This window comes from Ferrimonas sediminum, assembly GCF_900100175.1.
GTDB lineage: Bacteria > Pseudomonadota > Gammaproteobacteria > Enterobacterales > Shewanellaceae > Ferrimonas > Ferrimonas sediminum.
Map to the genome: position 1 here is coordinate 94,098 of NZ_FNEM01000001.1, position 21,603 is coordinate 115,700.

General features: G+C 58.7%; 18 protein-coding genes. 10 read left to right on the forward strand and 8 right to left on the reverse strand.

Translation table 11 applies throughout. From position 1 onward, the window contains the following. Positions 1-78: 78 nt before the first annotated feature. From BLT77_RS20135 to BLT77_RS00465, 7 genes are all read left to right on the forward strand, one after another. Positions 79-246, forward strand: coding sequence for a hypothetical protein (locus BLT77_RS20135; RefSeq protein WP_176819143.1), 168 nt, complete (start codon positions 79-81; stop codon positions 244-246). A gap of 6 nt (positions 247-252) precedes the next feature. Beyond that, a complete protein-coding gene (locus BLT77_RS00440) occupies positions 253-1,719 on the forward strand; it encodes a disulfide bond formation protein B (protein ID WP_245709825.1) in 1,467 nt (488 codons plus the stop codon). Between the two features lie 237 nt (positions 1,720-1,956). Beyond that, entirely contained in the window at positions 1,957-4,161 is a 2,205-nt protein-coding gene (locus BLT77_RS00445) for a molybdopterin-containing oxidoreductase family protein (RefSeq protein WP_090361309.1), read from the forward strand. Positions 4,162-4,171: 10 nt separating this feature from the next. Next, entirely contained in the window at positions 4,172-4,720 is a 549-nt protein-coding gene (locus BLT77_RS00450; protein WP_090360059.1) for a 4Fe-4S dicluster domain-containing protein, read from the forward strand. Further along, a complete protein-coding gene (locus BLT77_RS00455; RefSeq protein ID WP_176819144.1) occupies positions 4,720-5,310 on the forward strand; it encodes a TorD/DmsD family molecular chaperone in 591 nt (196 codons plus the stop codon). Before BLT77_RS00450 ends, BLT77_RS00455 begins: the two co-directional genes overlap by 1 nt. A gap of 61 nt (positions 5,311-5,371) precedes the next feature. Further along, positions 5,372-6,334 (forward strand): formate dehydrogenase subunit gamma, encoded by a 963-nt coding sequence (locus tag BLT77_RS00460; RefSeq protein ID WP_090360069.1) that lies wholly within the window; start codon positions 5,372-5,374, stop codon positions 6,332-6,334. A 123-nt stretch (positions 6,335-6,457) separates the two neighbouring features. Beyond that, on the forward strand, positions 6,458-7,519 hold the full coding sequence (locus tag BLT77_RS00465) for a porin (protein ID WP_090360074.1): 1,062 nt from the start codon (positions 6,458-6,460) through the stop codon (positions 7,517-7,519). 413 nt (positions 7,520-7,932) lie between these two features. On the opposite strand, the gene prpF is transcribed toward BLT77_RS00465, so the two are convergent. The 8 genes from prpF to BLT77_RS00510 form a co-directional block, all read right to left on the reverse strand. Further along, entirely contained in the window at positions 7,933-9,111 is a 1,179-nt protein-coding gene (gene prpF, locus BLT77_RS00475) for a 2-methylaconitate cis-trans isomerase PrpF (protein ID WP_090360083.1), read from the reverse strand. A gap of 53 nt (positions 9,112-9,164) precedes the next feature. Then, a complete protein-coding gene (acnD, locus tag BLT77_RS00480; protein ID WP_090360088.1) occupies positions 9,165-11,774 on the reverse strand; it encodes a Fe/S-dependent 2-methylisocitrate dehydratase AcnD in 2,610 nt (869 codons plus the stop codon). Between the two features lie 62 nt (positions 11,775-11,836). Then, on the reverse strand, positions 11,837-12,964 hold the full coding sequence (gene prpC / locus BLT77_RS00485) for a bifunctional 2-methylcitrate synthase/citrate synthase (protein WP_090360092.1): 1,128 nt from the start codon (positions 12,962-12,964) through the stop codon (positions 11,837-11,839). A gap of 52 nt (positions 12,965-13,016) precedes the next feature. After that, complete coding sequence (gene prpB / locus BLT77_RS00490) at positions 13,017-13,901, reverse strand: methylisocitrate lyase (RefSeq protein ID WP_090360097.1); 885 nt, start codon at positions 13,899-13,901, stop codon at positions 13,017-13,019. Then, on the reverse strand, positions 13,898-14,572 hold the full coding sequence (locus BLT77_RS00495) for a GntR family transcriptional regulator (RefSeq protein WP_090360102.1): 675 nt from the start codon (positions 14,570-14,572) through the stop codon (positions 13,898-13,900). The genes prpB and BLT77_RS00495 overlap by 4 nt, the downstream gene beginning before the upstream one ends. Positions 14,573-14,875: 303 nt before the next feature. Beyond that, positions 14,876-15,814 (reverse strand): acyltransferase, encoded by a 939-nt coding sequence (locus tag BLT77_RS00500; RefSeq protein ID WP_090360111.1) that lies wholly within the window; start codon positions 15,812-15,814, stop codon positions 14,876-14,878. Positions 15,815-15,820: 6 nt separating this feature from the next. Then, positions 15,821-16,699 carry an acyltransferase gene (locus tag BLT77_RS00505; RefSeq protein ID WP_425431705.1) on the reverse strand — a complete coding sequence of 293 codons (879 nt, stop codon included), beginning with the start codon at positions 16,697-16,699 and terminating at the stop codon, positions 15,821-15,823. Positions 16,700-16,784: 85 nt separating this feature from the next. Beyond that, a complete protein-coding gene (locus tag BLT77_RS00510; protein ID WP_090360114.1) occupies positions 16,785-18,299 on the reverse strand; it encodes a YifB family Mg chelatase-like AAA ATPase in 1,515 nt (504 codons plus the stop codon). A 396-nt stretch (positions 18,300-18,695) separates the two neighbouring features. Between BLT77_RS00510 and ilvC the strand changes: the two genes are divergently transcribed. The 3 genes from ilvC to ilvM are packed head-to-tail and all read left to right on the forward strand — an operon-like array spanning position 18,696 to position 21,596. Next, a complete protein-coding gene (gene ilvC / locus BLT77_RS00515) occupies positions 18,696-19,694 on the forward strand; it encodes a ketol-acid reductoisomerase (protein ID WP_090360118.1) in 999 nt (332 codons plus the stop codon). Positions 19,695-19,698: 4 nt separating this feature from the next. Beyond that, the gene (gene ilvG / locus BLT77_RS00520) at positions 19,699-21,348 is read left to right on the forward strand and encodes an acetolactate synthase 2 catalytic subunit (protein ID WP_090360121.1); all 1,650 of its coding nucleotides are present in this window, start codon (positions 19,699-19,701) and stop codon (positions 21,346-21,348) included. After that, the gene (gene ilvM / locus BLT77_RS00525; protein WP_028111267.1) at positions 21,345-21,596 is read left to right on the forward strand and encodes an acetolactate synthase 2 small subunit; all 252 of its coding nucleotides are present in this window, start codon (positions 21,345-21,347) and stop codon (positions 21,594-21,596) included. Before ilvG ends, ilvM begins: the two co-directional genes overlap by 4 nt. Positions 21,597-21,603 lie beyond the last annotated feature (7 nt).

Here is a 21,603-nt window from a genome sequence, read left to right on the forward strand (position 1 = left end):
GAAATAACATTTTTATTTAGGGTGGCTTCTTATTCTGAGAAGCCATCGAGGACCCTTTTTGCCTAATCGAGGTGGCAGGTGGAATTTACTAACTTTTGCATTATGGCTTTTGCGGCCTATTTGGTGCTGAAAAAGCCTGAAAAAGAAAAGCTGGCAGACCGGCTTTTATTTGGCTCTATCGGATTGAGCTTCTTTATCTGGATCATGATGTCTTGGGGCACTTTGATGCCCATCGGTAACTATTAAGGAAGCATGATGAACAGTCGTGGAGATATATTTAACAAGCTGGCGTCACTGGCTTCCATCGTAATCATGGCCCTGCCGGTGGGCATCGCCTGTTTCGTGTTCGGCTTCATTATGAAGGACAACCCTTGTGCCTTCTGCTGGGAAGAGCGGACCGCCATGGTACTGGTGGCATTGACGGCCATCTACATCGTCCGTTATGGCCTCAAGCCTAAGTACATTGCGGCCCTGGTGTTCCTGGGCATCTACGGTGCCTACATGGCGTCGGTGCACACCGGCTTTAACTTTGCCAGCGACATCGGTCAGGGCTTCTCGGTCAAGATCATGGGTGCCCACACCTATTCCTGGGCCCTGTTTGTGTTCCTGGTGGTATTGGTGGTGGTTGCGGCTCTGCTGATGTTCCTGGGCAATAAATTCCCCGAGCACAGCCCCCGCAGCAGCAAGAATGACGGGTTGGTAAAAGTGGCCAGCTACGTGTTCCTGTTTGTGATTGCCGGCAACATCGTTCAGGCCTTTACCCAAACCGGTCCCGCGCCGTTTGTGGGTCAGGACAGCCCGGGGCGGGTGTCGTTCAATCCCAAGTACATGAGCTGGGAACTGGACCATTGGCCAAGCTACTCCCCGGATGCCCGCGGTCCTTACGCCGTGTCGGATCCTGACTACGATGCCATCATCGCCACTGCGCCCATCTACAAAGGTGCCGCACAGCAGCCGATGAGCACCCTGTCTCTGCCTGCAGAGATCGCGACCCGGGTTACCGGCATCGATTATCAGCCGGAAGCCAAGCTGTACGCCGTGACCACCAGCGACATGTGGGTCTACATCCTGGACGCCACCATGACCAAGGTGATCACCAAGGCCGACATCGATGGCATGTACATGCTGCACATCTCGCCGCTGGTGGGCGTGGGCTTCGTGTCCCCGACTGAGCTGGTTGTGATGGGTGACAATAAGGCGTTTGCCAAGCTGGTTCTCAGTAATGATCAGACTTGGGAAGTAAACTATCGTCGTTTCAATGAAAGCAGCGACGGCATCGGTGAAACCGAGCGTGGCCAGTTTGCCACCGTGCGTGCGAAGCACAGCTACTCCGTTGCCTTCGGCTTTGACAGCGACAAACAGCAGTTCGTCAGTGTAACCGCCAAGAACGAACAAACCGAAAACCTGGTGGCTTCCCGCTTTGCGCTGGAAGACATGACTCTGTCAGCCGAACAGCCGTTGTCCGTGGCTGCGAAGCAGGGGCAGTGGTTGCAGAACCTGCCACTGGTCACAGGTATCAGCGTCGATAACGGCGTCAGCTACCTGCTGAGCAACTCCGGTTCTGAAGTACTGGTGATGGATAACGAATCCGGAGAGATTGAAAGAGGCATCAAACTGGCGGCGCCGGTTAATCCTTACGGTCTGGTTAAGACCGGAGACTCTCTGTTGGTGACCGGATTCGAAAATGGAATTAATAAGGTTTATCAGTACGCACTTTAAATCGTAACTCGTTTATTTTCGACCTGCTATTTCAGGCTTATTTGTTGGTGCAGTTTCAGGCTCGGTGGTGAGGTTAATCTCTCTCATTCCCTGCTCAAGAATGACCCTTAGTTGTCCTCAAGCAAAATTAGCTTTGCCATTGAGCCTGACTTTTTAAGTTACTGAAAATAGCCGGTTAAAAACGTAGCGATATTTTGACCTTGAATTCATAGATTATAAAAGGTTGGTAGTAAGATGATGAAAATCGATAGACGTAAGTTCTTGCAAGGGGTCGGTGCTACATCGGTATTTACCTCCTTGTCCGGACTGGCTCCTGGTGTCGCGAACGCCAAGCCTCGGGGCGGTAATGACAGCCTGCTCGACAAACGCAATGGTGAAATTAAATACCACACCTGTGCCCGTAACTGTGCTGACCGTTGTCTGCTGAAGTTCCGTGTTCAGGACGGTCGTATGACCTACGTCAGTGGTGCCGAAGAGCAGGAGAAGACCGGCACGTCTCCCTGTGTCAAAGGCCACACTTACGTGCAGTACACCTACGCCGCAGACCGCATCCTGCACCCTATGAAGCGTGTGGGCAAGAAAGGCGAAGGCAAGTGGAAGCGCATCAGCTGGGATGAGGCTTACGCCGAAATCAGTACCAAGCTGAAGAGCATCGTAGAAGAGCATGGCCCGGAAGCGGTCCTGCCTTACTCCTACTCCGGCCACGAAGGCATGATCGGCAAGTACGGCGGCCCATGTCGCTTCTTCCATAAGTTGGGTGCCACTCAGCTGGACCGTCTTGTGTGTGTATTCGCCGCCTATGAAGGCCTGAAGTCTGTGACCGGCACCTGGCGTGGTCCCGATCCGGAAGATACGCCGAAGACCAACTGTTACATCGCTTGGGGTCAGAACGAGACCGCCACCAACGTTCACGGCATCAAGTACATCAACCGTGCCCGTGACAATGGTGCCAAGCTGCTGGTTGTGAACCCTATCCGTACTCCGATTGCGTCTCAGGCCGACATCTGGCTGCAGCCTCGGCCGAGTACCGATACCCACCTTGCCGCCGGCATCATGAAGTACCTGGTGGAGAAGGATTTGGTGGACCATGAGTTCATCAAGAAGAGCACCCTGGGTTACGACGAGCTGGTGAAGCGTCTGAATGAGATCAGCTACGACGAAGTCGAGCAGGTCACCGGTGTGCCTCGGGCCAAGATGTTTGAGTTTGCCAAGGTCTATGGCGAGTCCAAGCTGTCGGTATTGCGTCTGGGTTACGGCATGCAGCGTAACTATAACGGTGCCCGCATGACCCGTGCCATCGCCATGATGCACGCCATCGGCGGTAACTTCGGTCAGATCGGTAACGGTTTCATCTATGACAACGTTCAGGCCGATGATGGCATGAACTACGCCAAGGGCACCGCGTCCCACCTGCGTACCAACTCCGACACCGTTCAGCACGTCAACATGACCGAGATCGCCAAGGCGATTCATCCGACCAACCCGACTGCCTATGGTAAGCCGATCAAGCCGATTCACGCGCTGATCAACTACAACGGTAACTTCGTTGCGGTGGCACCGGATTCAAACGCCTGCCGACTGGGCGCCATGCGCGACGACCTGTTCCTGGTGGTGCATGACTTTATCATGACCGATACTGCCGAGCTGGCCGACATCATCGTACCGGCGGCGACTCAGTTTGAGTCTGATGACTACTGCCCGGACTACAACTGCTACTACCAGCAGATCTGTGAGAAGGTGATCGAGCCTGTGGGCGAGTCCAAGGACAACTGGACCTTCTTCAAAGAGCTGGCGCACCACATGGGCTTCGATGATCCGGAGTTCCAGGTTGACCACGAAGGCATTCTGCGTGACTTCATGGATACCGATGACTACGCCTATGAAGGCATCACCTACGAGCAGATCGCCCGTGAGAAGTTCGTTAAGGTGAACGTGCCACGTCCATTCTTCGGTGACGGCAAGTACCACACCGAAAGCGGCAAGATCGAGCTGTTCTCCGACTACATGGCCAATGCCGGCTTCGATCCGGTTATCGACCTGGGTCTGCCGGAAGATGAGATGATCAAAGAGGAGCGTGAACTGCCGTTCCGCCTGTTGTCTCCTGCGATTCCTCAGCGTGCCAACAGCTCCTTCTACAACGTGAAGTACATGCGTACCTTCCCGGCTTACTTCGCCAAGATCCACCCTCAGGATGCAGAGAAGTACGGCATTAAGCACAACGATCGGGTGCGTCTGAGCAACCATCGCGGTGAAGCCCACTTCGTGGCCATGGTGACCAGTCAGGTGGTTCCAGGAACCATCATGGCGCCAAAGAACAACTGGCGTCGCATGGACCCTCAGGGCAAGGCCAGCTGTACCAACAACCTCACCACCGACAAGTTGACCGATATGGGCGGTTGCTCGGCCTATCACTCAACCCGTGTCGGCCTGGAAAAGGCTTAAGGAGTAACCGATGGAAAACAAACACCAACTTGGATTTGTATTCAGACAAGAGAACTGCGTCGGTTGCGGTGCCTGTACCGTGGCCTGTCAGATTCACAATGAACTGCCAGAGAACGTTCGCTTCCGTAAGGTCGATCGTTACGAAGTCGAAAAGGGCGATGGCATTGTCGATGTGTGGCTGAGCCACTCCTGCATGCATTGTGGTAACCCTGCCTGTCTGATGGTGTGCCCGGCTCAGGCCTACACCATCCGTCACGACGGCCTGGTGGTTCTGGACCGTGAAAAATGCACCGGCTGTGGCCTGTGTGTGTCCGCCTGTCCTTACGACGCGGTGGCCATGGTGGATACCGACGGCAAAGCGGCCAAGTGCAACATGTGCATCGAGCTGATTGACCAGGGTAAGAAACCTGCCTGTGTGGATGGCTGCCCGGTACAGTGCCTGGATCAGGACAAGATCCACCAGGTTCTGGAGCAGAAGGCATCGGCCAGCAAACAGGGCGTCGGTTACTCAGACTGCGTGACCAAGCCAAACATGGTGATTATCAAGGAGCGTGCGTGATGAATTGCGACTATGGACCGATCGCCTCCGCGTACCACGCCCTGAAAGGGATGGTGTTTGCCCCCTCCAATCCGGAGTCTGTGGCCAATCTCATCGCCTATCTGGAGGCCAGCGGCAGCAATCCCGAATTGTTGGCTGAAGCGCAGCGGCACGCCGACGCGCCAGAGGATTTGGAGTGTGACTTCAACCGCATGTGCATCGGCCCATACCGCTTACTGGTGCCGCCCTATGAGTCTGTCTACTGCGCCAGCGGCCGTCAGATCAACACCGATGACACCGTAAAGGTGGCTGATTTCTATCAGAACATCGGTCTGGTTATCGACGAAAAGCTGAACGAGCCGGCGGACTACATCGGCAACGAACTGGAGTTCCTCTACTGCGTGGAGGCTCTGGTGAGTGAGCACCAGAAACAGGAAAACAGCGACACGGCGACCGCCCTGGAGGAGCTGGCTCAGGAGTTTCTGAGCCTGCACCTGGGAACCTGGTATCAGAAGTTTACCGAAGGCATGGAGAAGCATGCCCAGACCGACTTCTGGCGCCTGTACGCCGGTGAACTGCGTCGCTTCCTGTCATCCCGAATGACTCATTAATTCTGGTGGGGTAACCACTCCCCGCCTGTACGGGAGCCTGTTTGGCACCTAAGGATTAAAAATGAAACGTTTGATTGCTTTATTTCAGCTGGTGTTGGTGTCGGCATTTGCCAGCCAAGCCGTCGCGGCCCCTAAGGCCGAACTTCAGCCTCAGCAGTGGCAGCCGATCCAGGAGATCAGCATTCAGGGCGATATCCCTGAACTGCGTGGTATGCCCATGCAGCCTGAGCTGCCTGTGGTGAACACCGCCGTTAACCAGGGCTACCTGGAGACCCTGTCTCCGGCCAGCTACTGGGCCGATCTGCTGATCTACTCCTTCTTCGGCATGATTGTGCTGCTGGCCGCGTTCGTGGTCATCAACGGTAAGTCTAAGCTGACCGACGGCTTCTCCGGCAACAAGATCGATCGCTGGAGTGGTATGGATGTGTTCGTTCACTGGGTAGGCGGCATCGCCTGCCTGTTCCTGATTGGTACCGGTCTGGTGATCGGCGCCGGCCGCTTCCTGCTGGAGCCGAACATGGGCGCCAGCCACTGGGTTGGCGTGATCAACACCTCGGTGTCGCTGCACGACATGATGGCTTTCCCCTTCATTCTTGGTTGGGCGGTGATGGTGCTGAAATGGGCACCGAAGCAGATGCCAGAAGCCTGTGACCTGGGCTGGTTCAAAGCCGCCGGCGGCTACCTGAACTTCGGTCCTTTCAAGGGCAAGCACCCGGACGCTGGCTTTGCCAATGCCGGTGAGAAGCTGTGGTTCTGGTGTTTTGCCATCTTCGGTCTGGTGATGATCGGTTCCGGCCTGGTGATGATGTTCCCCAGCCTGGCAGAGACCAAAGACGGCGCCAATCTGGCCCTGATTCTTCACCTGATCGGTGCCGTGGTACTGGGCGCCTTTGCCGTGGTGCACATCTTCATGGCCACCATCATGTCTGAAGGTGGTATGGAGTGCATGGTTTCCGGTAAGTGTGATGAAAACTGGGCCAAGCAACACCACAACCTGTGGCTGAAACAGGTACGCAAGTCCTAAGCATCGTTTGATGCATTAATGGCCCCACATTCGTGGGGCCATCTCATTGATACCCATGCTGCACGCCTCTCCTATCAGGAGCAGGTGCAGCCCCGTAGTGCTTAATGGAATGAGTTTGTAACAATGAATACCAAAATGACTTTGATGGCCGCCGCCATCGCCGCAGTATCCGTGAACGCCGTTGCCGCCGATTCTCTGGAAGAGCAGGTTCGTGTCCTGTCCGAGCGCGTTCAGCAACTGGAACAGCAGACCCCGACCCTGGCCGAAGGCACCAGCTTCAACCTGTATGGCAGCCTGCGTCCGACCTTCAACTACCTGGACGATGGTGACAACGGCAAGTGGGACGTGCGCGATGCCCTGTCCCGGGTCGGCATTAAGGCCCAGACCGAGCTGAGCAATGGCTGGGTGGCCATCGCCCAGGGCGAGTGGAGCGTCGACATCTCCAACAACGGTGACTTCGGTAAGGCCCGTCAGGCGTATGTGGCCCTGGCGACTCCTTACGGTCAGTTGGGTGTGGGCAAGCAACGCCCGGCGCAATACACCCTGGTGGCGGAGTACGTGGACATCTTTAACCACGGTAACAGCCCGTTTGCCTACGACGCCGAAAGCCCGTTCTTTGTGGACAACTTTGTCACCTATAAGCTGCAGAAGCAGGGCTTCACCCTGATGGCCGGCGCGCAGATCAACGGTGACAAAGGTGACGACAACGCCGATATGGTTAACGTCGGTGTCGGCTATGATCTGGCCGGCCTGCACCTGGGTCTGGGTTACGTGACCCAGGATCGTCTCGGTGACAGCAACCAGGTGGTCGGCGACGACCAGACCATCGGTGGCGTGGTGGCGTACAGCTTTGACAACGGTCTGTACCTGGCTGCCGCCTATCAGGACAAAGACTACAACCTGGACAACGGCGTCGACCGCAGTGGCAGCACTTTGGACACTGCGTTGGCTTACCCCTTTGCCGATCAGTACAAGGTGAAACTGGGTTACTTCATCTTTGAAGATGGCGTCAAGGACAACAGCAGCAAGGATTACGACGGCTACAACACCACTCTGGAGTGGAACGCCGCCGACAACCTGCGTTTCCACGTCGAGTACCTGGTGAAAGACTTTGACTACAGCGACAAGGACACCTCCATCGCTGTGGGCATGCGTTACGACTTCGATCTGGGTTGGAACTTCTAACCGGATTGAAATGCTGCGATGGTTCGAGTTAGCCCCAGACCATCCTGTTGACTTATCTCCTCACCTTCAAGGCAGCCGCAAGGCTGCCTTTTTTGTCAGCAACCGCCGAATTCCAGCTGATAGTTGGGGCTGGCATTTGGGGCGTCGCGATCGCAACTTTGCGGGTTGGTGTTGCCGTAGGCCTGCTGATACAGAAAGTAACACTGGCTGGCCTTGATGTTGCTGTCGCCGCTGAGATCGCCGCGGCCACCACCGTCAGGGTGCCCGGAGGCACCAGAACCACGGTCAGTTCAATCAGGGGATGCAGTTTGAAGTGGGGATTTTGAGCAGAATGTCGAACTGTCCAAATTCCGGTGGTATTTGGCGGGCCGGGAAGGGGCAAACTGTGAGCCCGGCAGGGCCGGGCTCGGAGGTTACCGCATCAGGGTGTCGGCGGGCAGTCGCACCCAGCCCTCCATCAGCACCCGGGCGCTGCGGCTCATGGTGGCGGCACTGATGTGCCACTGCTGCTGATGCTGGTGGGCACTGGCGCCGACCTTGAGGGTGCCGGAGGGGTGGCCGAAGCGCACCGATTGCCGTTCACCGCCACCGGCCGCGAGATTGACCAGGGTGCCGGGTATCGCCGCGGCCGCGCCAATGGCCACTGCCGCGGTGCCCATCATGGCGTGATGCAACTTGCCCATGGACAGTGCCCGTACCGACAGGTCGATCGTTTCGGCCTCGACGTGTTTGCCGCTGGAGGCCTGGTAGCTGGTGGCGGGGGCCACGAAGGCGATTTTCGGGGTGTGCTGGCGCTGGGCGGCCTCGTCGATGTGGCTGATGAGGCCCATCCTGACGGCACCGTAGGCGCGGATGGTTTCAAACCGGGCCAGCGCTTCGGCGTCGTTGTTGATGGCGTCCTGCAGTTCGGTGCCGAGGTAGCCGAGATCCTCGGCCCGCAGAAACAGGGTCGGGATGCCGGCATTGATCAGGGTGGCGTCGAACTCGCCGACACCGGGTACCTCGAGGCGATCGACCACCCGACCGGTGGGAAACAGGTCGCCGTCGCCCGGATCGGCAAAGGCGACCTCTACTTCGGCGGCGGGAAAGGTGACGCCGTCCAGTTCAAAGTCTCCGCTCTCCTGCACCTGGCCGTCGCGGACGGGAACCCGGGCGATGATGGTTTTTTCGATGTTGGCCTGCCAGATACGAACGGTGGCGATGCCGTTGTCGGGGATTCGGTCGGCCGCCACCAGACCGTTGCTGATGGCGAAGGCACCGACAGCGGCGGTCAGGTTGCCACAGTTGCCGCTCCAGTCCACAAACGGCTGGTCGATGGCTACCTGGCCAAACAGGTAGTCGACGTCGTGATCGCTCCGTTCGCTGGCGGACAGGATCACCGTCTTGCTGGTGCTTGAGGTGGCACCGCCCATGCCGTCGATCTGTTTGCCGTAGGGATCCGGGCTGCCGATGACCCGCAGCAGCAGGGCATCCCGGGCCGGGCCGGGGACCCGGGCCGCCTCGGGCAGATCATTGAGAGAGAAAAACACCCCTTTGCTGGTGCCGCCGCGCATGTAGGTGGCGGGTACGCGCAGTTGAGGAAGATAAGCCATGGGAATGGGGTTCCTTATTCGGTGCGGCGGCACCCAGGGTGCCGCCGTCACGGTTAGCGGTTGGCTTCGGCGTTGAGGAAATCCTTGGCAAAGCGTTGTAGCACGCCGCCGGCCTCATACACCGATACCTCTTCGGCGGTATCCAGCCGGCAGGTCATCGGTACCTGCAGTTGTGCACCGTTGGCCCGGTGCACCACCAGAATCAGGTCCGTGCCCGGTGCGGGACTGCCGAGAACGTCGTAGGTTTCGCTGCCATCCAGTCCCAGAGTCAGACGGGTGGTGCCGGGTTTGAACTCCAGTGGCAGTACCCCCATGCCGATGAGGTTGGTGCGGTGAATGCGCTCAAACCCTTCGGCGGCGATGGCTTCCACTCCGGCCAGACGCACCCCTTTGGCGGCCCAGTCACGGGAGGAACCCTGGCCGTAGTCGGCGCCGGCAACGATGATCAGCGGCTGTTTGCGCGCCATGTAGGTCTCGATGGCTTCCCACATGCGGGTAATGGTGCCGTCCGGCTCAATGCGGGCCAGCGACCCCTGAGTGATGACACCGTTATCCTGCACCATCTCATTCAACAGCTTGGGGTTGGCAAAGGTGGCCCGCTGTGCCGTCAGATGATCGCCACGGTGGGTGGCGTAGGAGTTGAAGTCCTCCTCCGGCAGGCCCATTTTGGCCAGGTATTCTCCGGCGGCACTGTTGGCCAGAATGGCGTTGGAGGGCGACAGGTGATCGGTGGTGATGTTGTCCCCCAGCATCGCCAGCGGTCGCATGCCGGTGAGATTGCGGGCCCCCGCCAGGGCACCTTCCCAGTAGGGCGGGCGGCGAATGTAGGTGCTGGTGGGGCGCCAGTCGTACAGTGGGTCGATGTCATCACCATAGTCGACGTCGAGATCAAACATCGGCTCGTACACCTGACGGAACTGTTCCGGTTTCACTGCGGCGGCGACGATGGCATCGATCTCGTCGTCACTGGGCCAGATGGACTTCAGCGTTATCGGGTTGCCTTCGGCATCGTGACCCAGTACGTCCTTCTCGATGTCGAACCGCACGGTACCGGCAATGGCATAAGCCACAACCAGAGGGGGCGATGCCAGAAAGGCCTGCTTGGCGTAGGGGTGAATGCGGCCGTCGAAGTTGCGGTTGCCGGACAGCACGGCGGTGCTGTACAGATCGCGTTCGATAACCTCCTTTTCGATGGCCGGGTCCAGGGCGCCGCTCATGCCGTTACAGGTGGTGCAGGCATAGGCGACGATGCCGAATCCGAGTTTTTCCAGTTCCGGCAGCAATCCGGCCTCTTCCAGGTACAGGCGGGCCACTTTGGAGCCGGGGGCAAAGGAGGTCTTGACCCAGGGTTTACGCACCAGTCCCAGGGCATTGGCTTTTTTGGCCACCAGGCCGGCCGCCACCACATTCCTGGGGTTAGAGGTGTTGGTGCAGCTGGTGATGGCGGCAATGATCACCGCGCCGTCGGGCATCAGCCCCTGGGCTTCCTGGCTCTGGGCCTGGGCCAGATCGGTGGCGATCCCCCTTTCCGCCAGGGCGCTGGTGGGAAGGCGTCGGTGCGGGTTTGACGGCCCGGCCATGTTGCGGCCGACACTGGACAGATCAAAGGTCAGCACCCGTTCATAGCGGGCATCGGTCATGGCGTCGGCCCACAGTCCGGTGGTTTTGGCATACTGCTCCACCAGCGCCACCTGCTCGGGTTCGCGGCCGGTCAACTTGAGGTAGTCGATGGTTTGCTCATCGATGTAGAACATGCCGGCCGAGGCACCGTACTCCGGGGTCATGTTGGCGATGGTGGCGCGATCACCTATGGTCAGGCTGCGGGCGCCGTCGCCGAAAAACTCCAGATAGGCCGAGACCACCCGCTGGTTGCGCAGGAACTCGGCCAGGGCCAACACGATGTCGGTGGCGGTGATGCCGGGCTGGCGCTGACCGGTCAGCTCCACGCCGACGATGTCAGGCAGGCGCATCATCGACGGGCGCCCCAGCATCACGGTTTCCGCTTCCAGGCCACCGACGCCGAGGGCGATTACTCCCAGGGCATCGACGTGGGGTGTATGAGAGTCGGTGCCGACACAGGTATCGGGAAAAGCCACCCCGTCGCGAGCCTGAATCACCGGTGACATCTTTTCCAGGTTGATCTGGTGCATGATGCCGTTGCCGGCGGGAATCACATCGACATTTTTAAAGGCGGTCTTGCACCAGTCAATAAAGTGAAATCGATCGGCGTTGCGGCGCTCTTCAATGGCGCGGTTTTTTTCAAAGGCATCGGCGTCAAAGCCGGGGTGCTCCACCGCCAGTGAGTGGTCGACAATCAACTGGGTCGGCACCACTGGGTTGACTCGGGCCGGATCCCCCCCTTGGTCGGCGATGGCGTCCCGTAGGCCGGCCAGATCCACCAGAGCGGTCTGCCCCAGAATGTCGTGGCAGACGACCCGGGCCGGGAACCAGGGAAAATCCCGCTCCCGCTTGCGTTCGATGATCTGGCTCAGGCTGGCGGACAGGGTAGCGGCGTCGCAGCGACGGACCAGGTTTTCGGCCAATACCTTGGCGGTGTAGGGCAGGGTATCGTAGGCGCCGGGTTGGATCGCCTCGACGGCGGCACGGGTGTCAAAATAGTCCAGTCCGGTGCCGGTTAAGGTGGTGCGGTAGGCAGTGTTCATAACATCAGAAACCCAAAAAGTGATCGTCAACCAGGCGGGCCGGAGCCCGCCCTATTCTGCGATTATCGGCGCTCGTTCAGAGCCGGTACGTCCCGAGGTTCGGGACCGGTGTAATCGGCGCTGGGGCGGATAATGCGGTTGTTGGCCCGCTGCTCCATGACGTGGGCCGCCCAGCCGGTGAGGCGGGAGCAGACGAAGATCGGCGTGAACAACTTGGTGGGAATGCCCATGAAATGATAGGCCGAGGCATGGAAGAAATCGGCATTGCAAAACAGCTTCTTCTCTTCCCACATGGTTTGCTCACAGGCCACCGACACCCGGTACAGGCGATCGTCACCGAACTCCTCGGCCAGCTTGGCGGACCAGCCTTTGATGATGGCGTTACGGGGATCCGACTCTCGGTAGATGGCGTGACCAAAGCCCATGATCTTCTCTTTGTCGGCCAGCTTCTGCTTTAGGGTGGCGATGGCGTCCTGCTCATCCTGCATCCCTTCAATCAGCTCCATGGCCGCTTCGTTGGCGCCGCCATGCAAAGGCCCCCGCAGGGAACCGATGGCGCCGGTGATGCAGGAGTGCATGTCTGACAGGGTCGAGGCACAGACGCGGGCGGTGAAGGTGGAGGCATTGAACTCATGCTCGGCATACAGAATCAGCGATACATCCATCACCTTGGCATGCAGTTCGCTGGGGGCTTTGCCGTGCAACAGCCGCAGGAAATGGGCGCCGATCTGCTCATCTTCGGTCTCGGTGACGATGCGAACGCCATCGTGGCTGTAGCGGTACCAGTAACAGATGATGGAGGGAAAGGCCGCCAGCAGACGATCGGCAATGTCGGCCTGATCCTGAAAACCGGCCTCGGTTTCCAGATTGCCCAGCATGGAACAGCCGGTGCGCATGACGTCCATGGGATGGGCATCGGCGGGGATCTGCTCCAGCACGGTTTTCAGCGGCTGGGGCAGGCCGCGCAGGTTTTTCAGTTTGCTGCGGTAGGCATCCAACTGCTCGGCGTCGGGCAGTTCGCCCTTGAGCAGCAGATAGGCCACCTCTTCGAAACTGACCTTATCGGCCAACTCGGCAATGTCGTAGCCGCGATAGGTGAGTCCGGTGCCGGACTTGCCCACTGTGCACAATGCGGTTTCACCGGCGCTCTGCCCACGAAGGCCTGCGCCTCCCAATGCTTTATCTACCATGATCCATTCCTTCTGTCCGTAAATGTCTTGGCCGCCACGGCGGCCGCGTCCGTTAGCTACTGCTGCCTTTAAATAGCTGATCCAATTTGTTTTCGTAGTCGTGATACCCCAGGAACTTGTACAGATCCATGCGGGTTTGCATCCGATCCAGCTGGCTGCGCTGATGGCCGTCCTGCTTCAAAGCCTGATACACATTGAGGGCGGCGGCGTTGGCGGCGCGAAACGCCGACAGCGGGTATAGCACCATGTCGGCACCGGCCTCGAACAGCTCCTGTTTGCCAAACAGTTCGGTCTTGCCGAACTCGGTCATGTTGGCCAGGATCGGAGCCTTCACCTTGGCCTTGAACTGACGATAGTGATCCAGCTCGGTCAGGGCTTCGGCGAAGATCATGTCGGCGCCGGCCTCGAGATAGGCCTGGGCACGTTCGATGCCGCACTCCAGCCCCTCGACGGCGACGGCATCGGTGCGAGCCATGATGACAAAGCTGTCATCGCGGCGGGCATCGACGGCGGCCTTGATGCGGTCGCACATCTCATCAATGCTGACTACGGCTTTGTTGGGGCGGTGACCGCAACGCTTCTGAGCGACCTGGTCTTCCATGTGCACCGCTGCCACACCGGCCCGTTCGAACTCCCGAATGGTGCGGGCGATATTGAAGGCGCCGCCCCAGCCAGTATCGATGTCCACCAGCAGTGGCAAGTCGGTGGCGGCGGTGATGCGGCTGGCATCGGTGACCACGTCGTTCATGGAGGTCATGCCCAGATCCGGCAGGCCAAAGGAGGCGTTGGCCACCCCGGCGCCGGACAGATACAGGGCCTGGTGGCCGCTCTGTTCAGCCATCAGGGCCATGTAAGCGTTGATGGTGCCGACAATCTGCAGCGGTTTAGCGGTGGCAACGGCGTCGCGAAAGCGCTGGCCTGGGGTAGGTGTAGTCATCCTAAATGTTCCTCCATTTGGTTGCGCAGCACCTGCTCGGTATTGGCGCGGCCGGATTCGATGTGGCGGCGCATCAGCAGGGCGGCGAGTTCGCCATCTCCGTCGGAGAGGGCGCCTAAAATACGTCGATGTTGCTTCAGGGCTTCCGTGGGGCGCCGACCGGCACTGCACTGGTTGCGGTACATCTGCAGCAGGTGGTACAGGTCGTCGGTGAGGGTGTGGATCAGCGTCTGGTTGCCACTGGCGTGAATGATGCCCAGATGAAAATCGATGTCGTCGTGAACGGCGTAGTCTCCTGGCTGGTTATTGAAGACCCGCTGCTGACGTTCCAGCAGTTGATGCAACTGTGCCAGTTGGTGGCCGCTGATGCGGGCCGCAGCAAGGCGGCAGGCCATGGCTTCCAGTTCGGCCCGGACCTGATACAGGTCATTGAGCTCCTCCGGGGTCAGGCGGGCGATGCGGGCACCGATATGCGGCGCCCGCACCACCAGGCGTCGTCGCTCCAGTTTCTGCAGGGCTTCCCTCAGTGGCCCCCGGCTGACGCCGTAGTGGGCGGCCAGATCCTGTTCACTGATTTTACTTCCGGCGCGCAGCTCCCCCTGAACGATGGCGATTTGCAGCTTGTCTGCCAGTTGGTCGGCCAGAGTCGGTTGGCGTTGGGTGTCGGGCATGATTAAAAAGTGGTCAAGTGGGACGTGGATCACAGTGTGTAATCTGACCGAACGATTGTCAACAATATGTTAACTTAGACGTTAGTGGTAGCTGTGGCGGAATCTTTGGCGGCGATCTCTACTTAATTAATTGTTTTTATTGTTTATTTTTCTTGATTGTACCTGTATCCATACTGTTTTTTTGCCAGCCTTACCTGAGTAATTCAGTGGGTGACTCTTCAGATTGTTGACAATCCAGGGTTTAATGCTCGTGGTGTAGGCATAAAAAAAGCGACCTGGGGCCGCTTTTCTGGATGGGGTGCGCTACTTGGATGCCAGTGCCTCGTAGAAGCCTGGCTTATGTTGATGCTGCTTCAGCAGGGCATCGATGGTGGTGTCCTTGTGCTCCCACACCTGGTTGAGCCAGCGTTGGAATACCACCCGGTGTGCCTTGTCCTGATCGTAGTTGCCCTGGGGGACCTCGGTCATGGGGATAACCCGGACATCGACGGCGATGGTGTCCAGGCGGCCGCTGAGCAGGGCGGCCATGATGTTCTCCGGCGCGCCGGGGTAGACGATGGTCAGATCCAGCACATGTTCAAACTGATTGCCGAGGGTGGCCATAGCAAAGGCGATGCCACCGGCTTTGGGTTTCAGTAGGTAGCGGTAGGGGCTGCGCTGGCGGCGATGTTTCGATGGCGTCAGTCGTGAGCCCTCGATGAAGTTGATCACCGTGGTGGGGATCTCCTTGAACTTGCTGCAGGAGCGCCGGGTGGTTTCAATGTCCTTGCCCTTAAGTTTAGGGTTTTTGGTCAGTTCTGACTTGGAGTAGCGGCGCATGAAGGGCATGTCCAGCGCCCAGCAGGCCACACCCATAATCGGAATGTAGATCAGCTGGTGCTTTAGGAAGAACTTCAGCATCGGCACCTTGTCCCGCAACACGATGGAGACCACAAAGATGTCGGCCCAGCTCATGTGATTGGAGATCACCAGGTACCAGCCCTGGGTGGACAGCGTGTCCGACAGGCCGGTGATGTTCCATTGAGTCTTGGTGGTGAGCCGGAACACCAGCGCATTGGTGATGACCCAGCCGCGCATCATATGATTCAGTAACCAGGACAGCTTCAGCCGGATCCCCTTAACGGGAATCACCATCTTCACAATGGCCACCACCAGGATGACCGAGCTCCAGAACAGAATACTCAAAGCGGCCAATGAGGCATTGAGAACAAACAGCACTGGGGCGGGTAAAAAATTCAACATAGTTTTCTATTGCTTATCTTCGTAACTGCGCTGAGCAAGGAGTCGCTCTTTCTCCTGCCACAAGGTATTGAGCCAATCCTGAAAGGCGGCTTTGTCCTCCGGGGTATCGTAACCCAGCCGATGCAACGGCTCCATGGAGCGGGCTTCGACGGAGATTTCGACCTGGCGGACTCTGCCGCACATAAAATCCCAGAATGAGGGGGCGCCGTCCGGGTAGTAGATGGTGACATCCAGCATCTTATCCAGGCGGGTTCCCATGGCGTCTAGGGTAAAGGCTAAGCCGCCGGCCTTTGGTCTGAGCAGTTGGTCAAACGGCGACTCTTGTCGCTGATGTTTGGCCCGGGTATAGCGGGTACCCTCGACAAAATTCATGATGGTGACCGGCGAGTGCTTGTACTTTTCGCAAGCCTTACGGGTTGTTTCTACGTCTTTCCCCTTCATATGGGGATATTTTTCCAAATATTGTCGATTGAAGCGACGCATAAAGGGGAAGTCCAGTGCCCACCAGCACAGGCCGATAAATGGCACGAAAATCAGTTCCGCCTTCAGAAAAAATTTTATGAAGGGGATTTTGCCGATAAACAGACGCTGCAGCATCAGGATGTCCACCCAGGACTGATGGTTGGCGATCACCATGTACCACTCTCTGTCGGACAGTTCCGGCAAGGGATGCACCACCACCTGGGTACCGCTAAGCAGGCGTTGATTCAGGTTGTTGATGGCTATCCAGGTGGTGGCGCAGCGATCGGCTCCCCAGCTGCACAGGCGCTTCAGCGGCGCGATGGGCAACAGTTTCAGCAACCCCAGGCCAAACACCATAGGAAACCAGAGCAGGGTATTGATGATGTAGCCCAGAAAGGCCAGCACGCCGCGTAAAGTGGTCAACAGATCTATCCATAACAAGAACTTAATATGCTGATATGTTAAACAGCTCCGACCAGAGCCTCAAGCAAAAAACCCGGTCCATGACTCAGCCATTCAGCTGAGTCAGCAGCTTGTCCATGGCCCGATAGCCAAATGCCTGAGCCACATGGCGCTGCTCGACCCGGTCGCAGTCGTCCAGATCGGCGATGCTACGGCTGACCCTCAGCAGACGATGAAAGGCGCGAATGGAGAGTTTGAGTCGGGTTACGCCGCGCTCGGTGAAGTCCGCTATTTCGCTGCTGATGCCGACGTATTGGTTTAATTTCGACGACGATAGCTCGGCGTTGAGGCAGCCTTGTCGGGTCAGGGCCCGCTGGCGTGCCAGTAATACCTGTTGGCGGGCCTCGGTGCTGGTGAGGGTGCCGCGCTGGCTATCGTCGGTCAGTTGTCCCGGGGGCAGGCGGCTGACCTCCACGGTCAGGTCGAAGCGATCCAGGAACGGTCCGGACAGGCGGGCCAGATAGCGGCGAATCTGCTCCGGAGTCGAGCGAGACTGGGCCCCGGTCTCGCCACAGGGGCTGGGGTTCATGGCGGCAATCAGCTGAAAACGGGCGGGGAAGGTCAGCTTGGCGGCGGCGCGGGAGATCACCACTTCGCCGGATTCCAACGGTTCCCGCAGGCTGTCGAGCACCGTGCGGGGGAACTCGGGCAGCTCATCCAGAAACAGGACTCCGTGGTGGGACAGGGAGATCTCTCCCGGCCGGGGAATGCCACCGCCGCCCACCAGAGAGGCGGCAGAGCTGGAGTGGTGGGGAGCCCGAAAGGGCCGCTGCAGCAGTTGTGCCGGCCGTCTCGGGCGACCGGCAATGGAGTGGATGGCTGCCACCGACAACGCCGCCTCGATGGTCAGGGGCGGCAGCAGATCGCAGAAGCGGCTCGCCAGCATGGTTTTCCCCGTGCCCGGCGGGCCGAGAAACAGCAGATTATGGCCCCCGCTGGCGGCGATCATCAGTGCCTGTTTGCCCTGTTGCTGACCGATGATGTCGGTGAGGCAACCATGGACTGGCGATGGCGTGGATTGATTCAAGGGGGTCAGGCCGGGCAATTGCTGTTGCCCCATCAGTGTTGCCACCAGCGGACGCAATTGGCAGGCCTGAATCGCCCGGATTCCGGGAATCAGCTGCAACTCGTCGCTGCCACTGGCGGGGACCACCATCACCCGTTGTTGTTTCTGAGCCGCCAGACCCGCAGGCAGCAGGCCGGTGCAGGATTTGACCGCGCCCGACAGCGATAGCTCGCCGTAGAACTCGTAATTGTTAACAGCCTCTGCCGGCAGTTGACCGGTGGCCACCAGGATTCCCAGGGCGATGGCGAGATCGAATCGGCCTCCCTGTTTGGGCAGATCCGCCGGGGCCAGGTTGACGGTAATGCGGCGGGCGGGGAACTCGAATCCTTCGTTTTGCAGCGCGGCCCGAACCCGCTCCCTGGCCTCGCGTACCGAGGCTTCCGGCAGTCCTACCAGGGTGAATGAGGGCAGGCCGCCGGCGATGTGCACCTCCACCTGAATCTGCGGCGCATCAATGCCCACCTGGGCCCGGGTCAGAACCTGTGCTAACGCCATACCTGCCTCCCTGCAATGGCGATTTTGTTTCAAGTTTAGATGTTTTTACTCTGGGTCGGCCCAATTAACAAAATGTTACAATTCTGTTTTCCTGACAAATGGAAAATAATCTTTGCATAGTGAAATTGCCTATGCTAAATCTAAATAAGCTTAATTTTCGAACGTCCGCAGAATCTGTCTGCGGGCCGAACCAAAGGAAAAATTTTCACATGTTGCCTGTATCTTTCAACCTACTGCTAGTCGTGGTCCTAACCGTGGTGATTATTATCACCGGCGGGGGAGCGCGTTTGGGAGAGGCACAGGCAGCCTAGAAAATACACCAGACAGCAACCCCCCGCACCGAAAGGTCCGGGGGGTTTTTTTTAGCCCTAAGGAAAGTCCACGGAGAGAAGCACCATGACCCAGATGTATCACCAAGCAGACGCTAACCCGAGTTTGTTGCAAGGTAAGACCGTCGCCGTACTTGGTTACGGAAGCCAAGGCCGAGGCCAGTCACTGAACCTGCGGGACAGTGGTGTCAACGTCGTTATCGGCCTGCGCCCCGGCGGTGCCAGCTGGAAACAGGCGGAAGAGGAGGGCTGGCAGCCCGTGCCTTTCGCCGATGCGGTGCGTGATGCCGACATTGTGATGGTGCTGATCCCCGACATGGCTCAGGCAGACAACTACAAGGAGTTCATCGAGCCCAACATCAAAGACGGCGCCATGCTGATGTTTAGCCACGGTCTGAACGTGCATTACGGCATGATCGAACCGGCCAGCAACATCGATGTGGCCATGGTGGCACCGAAGGGACCGGGTTATCTGGTTCGGACCGAGTATGAGAAAGGCGCTGGCGTTCCCTGCTTGATGGCGGTCCATCAGGATGCCAGTGGTTATGCCCACGCCCGTGCACTGGCTTACGCCGATGCCATTGGCGGAACCCGGGGCGGTGTGCTGACCACCAATTTCAAAGAGGAAACCGAAACCGATCTGTTCGGTGAGCAGGCGGTATTGTGCGGCGGAGCGGTAGCCATGGTGCGCAAGGGCTGGGAAACCCTGGTGGAAGCCGGTTATCAGCCGGAATTGGCTTACTTCGAGTGCTTGCACGAACTGAAGCTGATTGTCGACCTGTTGTATGAGGGCGGCATCTCCAGAATGCATGAATTCGTGTCCGATACCGCGGCTTACGGCGCCTTGACCCGAGGGGACCGCATCGTCGACGACCGCGCTAAGGAGACCATGAAGCAGGTGCTGGCCGAGATTCAGAGCGGCGAGTTCACCCGTCAGTGGGTTGAGGAATATAAGGCGGGCAGCCACAACTACCGGGCGGCTCAGGAAGCGGAGTGCAATCATCCCATCGAGAAAGTGGGTGCCGATTTGCGCAGTCGCATGAGCTGGTTGAACCGGGGAGAGTAAGCCAATGATCAGCGGAGCGGAAGCAGTCGTTCGAACCATAGAGGGATTTGGGGTAGAGACGGTCTTTGGGTATCCCGGTGGCGCCATTATGCCGGTATACGATGCCATGCTCGACTCGCCCGTGAATCACATGTTGTGCCGTCATGAGCAGGGTGCCGCATTTGCGGCCATCGGCTTCGCCCGGGCCTCGGGCAAGGTGGGGGTGTGCATCGCCACCTCCGGCCCAGGGGCCACTAACCTGCTGACCTCGTTGGCGGACGCCTACATGGATTCCATTCCGCTGGTTGCCATTACTGGCCAGGTGCCCACCGCCGCCATCGGTACCGATGCCTTTCAGGAGATCGACGTACTGGGGTTGTCGCTGGCCTGCACCAAACACAGCTTTTTGGTGCAGCGCCCGGAGGATCTGTGCGACACCCTGCAACAGGCATTCGCACTGGCGAAAGAGGGGCGTCCCGGTCCGGTGTTGGTGGACATCCCGAAAGATGTGCAGCAGGCGATGGTGGAGTTTCATCCGCCACTGACCGCCCACAGCAACGGCGACGGCATCGGTGATTTCCCGTTGGCGGAGGCGCACCAGATGCTGCATGACGCCAAACGACCGGTGCTTTACGTCGGTGGCGGCGTGGGGATGGCGGGGGCGGTGCCGCAGTTGCGCCAGTTTATCGACACCACAGGTATGCCGTCGGTGGCCACCCTCAAGGGGCTGGGCGCGGTAGCGCCGGGAACCCCGGGCTTCATGGGCATGCTCGGCATGCACGGCACCAAGGCGGCCAACCTGGCGGTGCAGGAGTCGGATCTGTTGATCGCCGTTGGTGCCCGTTTCGATGATCGGGTGACCGGCAAGCTGGATCAGTTTGCGCCCAATGCCAAGGTGATTCACCTGGACATCGATCCGGCGGAGTTGTCGAAGCGGCGGCCGGCTCACCTGAGCCACAGTGCCGACCTGAAGCTGGTGTTGCCGGCCATGGCCATGGCTCTGGAGCTGGATGACTGGCGCCAGCTGTGCGATCAGCGTGCTCAGGATTGGGCCTATGATTACCGTTGTCCTGGAGAGGGGGTGTTTGCCCCGGCGCTGCTGAAAAGCTTGTCGGAGCGGCTGCCGAAAGGCACGGCCGTGGCCTGTGACGTGGGCCAGCACCAGATGTGGGTGGCCCAGCACATGAGCTTTGACGGCCCGCAAAACCACATCTCCAGCTCCGGCCTCGGCACCATGGGGTTTGGTATTCCGGCGGGGATCGGCGCCCAGTTTGCCCGGCCCGACGAAACCGTATTGGTGGTGTCCGGCGACGGCTCATTCATGATGAATGTGCAGGAGTTGGCCACCATCAAACGGGCCAAGTTGCCGCTGAAACTGTTGTTGCTGGACAACCAGCGCCTGGGGATGGTGAAGCAGTGGCAGGAGTTGTTCTTCGAGGAGCGTTACAGCGAAACCGACCTGTCCGATAACCCCGATTTTGTGTCACTGGCGGCGGCCTTTGACATTCCCGGCAGCCACATCTGGCGCCACGACCAGGTTGAGGAAGGCCTCAACCAGTTACTGAACAGCGATGGACCGTTTTTGTTACACGTGTCCATCTCCGAAAAAGAGAACGTCTGGCCTTTGGTTCCACCCGGGGCGTCCAATAGCGATATGATGGAGAAGCAGTCATGAGTCAGCACACCTTGTATATCGAAATGAATCCGGCGCCTGAAGTGTTGGAGCGGGTATTGAGAGTCACCCGCCACCGTGGCTTTACCGTGTGCCATATGCACATGAGCAGCATGGATCGCAAAGCCAACATCGCGGTGACCGTGGACAGTGAACGTCCGATTGAGCATCTGACCAAGCAGTTGGACAAGTTGTTCGATGTACAGAATTGCCGCCTGGAGATCTCCCAGGCACGTATCGCGAACGGTTAGACAAGGA

Bases quoted from the DNA above. Each gene is read 5' to 3' on its own strand.
- BLT77_RS00500 (WP_090360111.1), bottom strand. From the start codon at position 15,814: ATGTTGAATTTTTTACCCGCCCCAGTGCTGTTTGTTCTCAATGCCTCA.
- ilvG (WP_090360121.1), top strand. From the start codon at position 19,699: ATGATCAGCGGAGCGGAAGCAGTCGTTCGAACCATAGAGGGATTTGGG.
- BLT77_RS00440 (WP_245709825.1), top strand. From the start codon at position 253: ATGATGAACAGTCGTGGAGATATATTTAACAAGCTGGCGTCACTGGCT.
- BLT77_RS00445 (WP_090361309.1), top strand. From the start codon at position 1,957: ATGAAAATCGATAGACGTAAGTTCTTGCAAGGGGTCGGTGCTACATCG.
- BLT77_RS00455 (WP_176819144.1), top strand. From the start codon at position 4,720: ATGAATTGCGACTATGGACCGATCGCCTCCGCGTACCACGCCCTGAAA.
- BLT77_RS00460 (WP_090360069.1), top strand. From the start codon at position 5,372: ATGAAACGTTTGATTGCTTTATTTCAGCTGGTGTTGGTGTCGGCATTT.
- prpC (WP_090360092.1), bottom strand. From the start codon at position 12,964: ATGGTAGATAAAGCATTGGGAGGCGCAGGCCTTCGTGGGCAGAGCGCC.
- ilvM (WP_028111267.1), top strand. From the start codon at position 21,345: ATGAGTCAGCACACCTTGTATATCGAAATGAATCCGGCGCCTGAAGTG.
- acnD (WP_090360088.1), bottom strand. From the start codon at position 11,774: ATGAACACTGCCTACCGCACCACCTTAACCGGCACCGGACTGGACTAT.
- BLT77_RS00450 (WP_090360059.1), top strand. From the start codon at position 4,172: ATGGAAAACAAACACCAACTTGGATTTGTATTCAGACAAGAGAACTGC.
- prpB (WP_090360097.1), bottom strand. From the start codon at position 13,901: ATGACTACACCTACCCCAGGCCAGCGCTTTCGCGACGCCGTTGCCACC.
- ilvC (WP_090360118.1), top strand. From the start codon at position 18,696: ATGACCCAGATGTATCACCAAGCAGACGCTAACCCGAGTTTGTTGCAA.
- BLT77_RS00495 (WP_090360102.1), bottom strand. From the start codon at position 14,572: ATGCCCGACACCCAACGCCAACCGACTCTGGCCGACCAACTGGCAGAC.
- BLT77_RS00465 (WP_090360074.1), top strand. From the start codon at position 6,458: ATGAATACCAAAATGACTTTGATGGCCGCCGCCATCGCCGCAGTATCC.
- prpF (WP_090360083.1), bottom strand. From the start codon at position 9,111: ATGGCTTATCTTCCTCAACTGCGCGTACCCGCCACCTACATGCGCGGC.
- BLT77_RS00510 (WP_090360114.1), bottom strand. From the start codon at position 18,299: ATGGCGTTAGCACAGGTTCTGACCCGGGCCCAGGTGGGCATTGATGCG.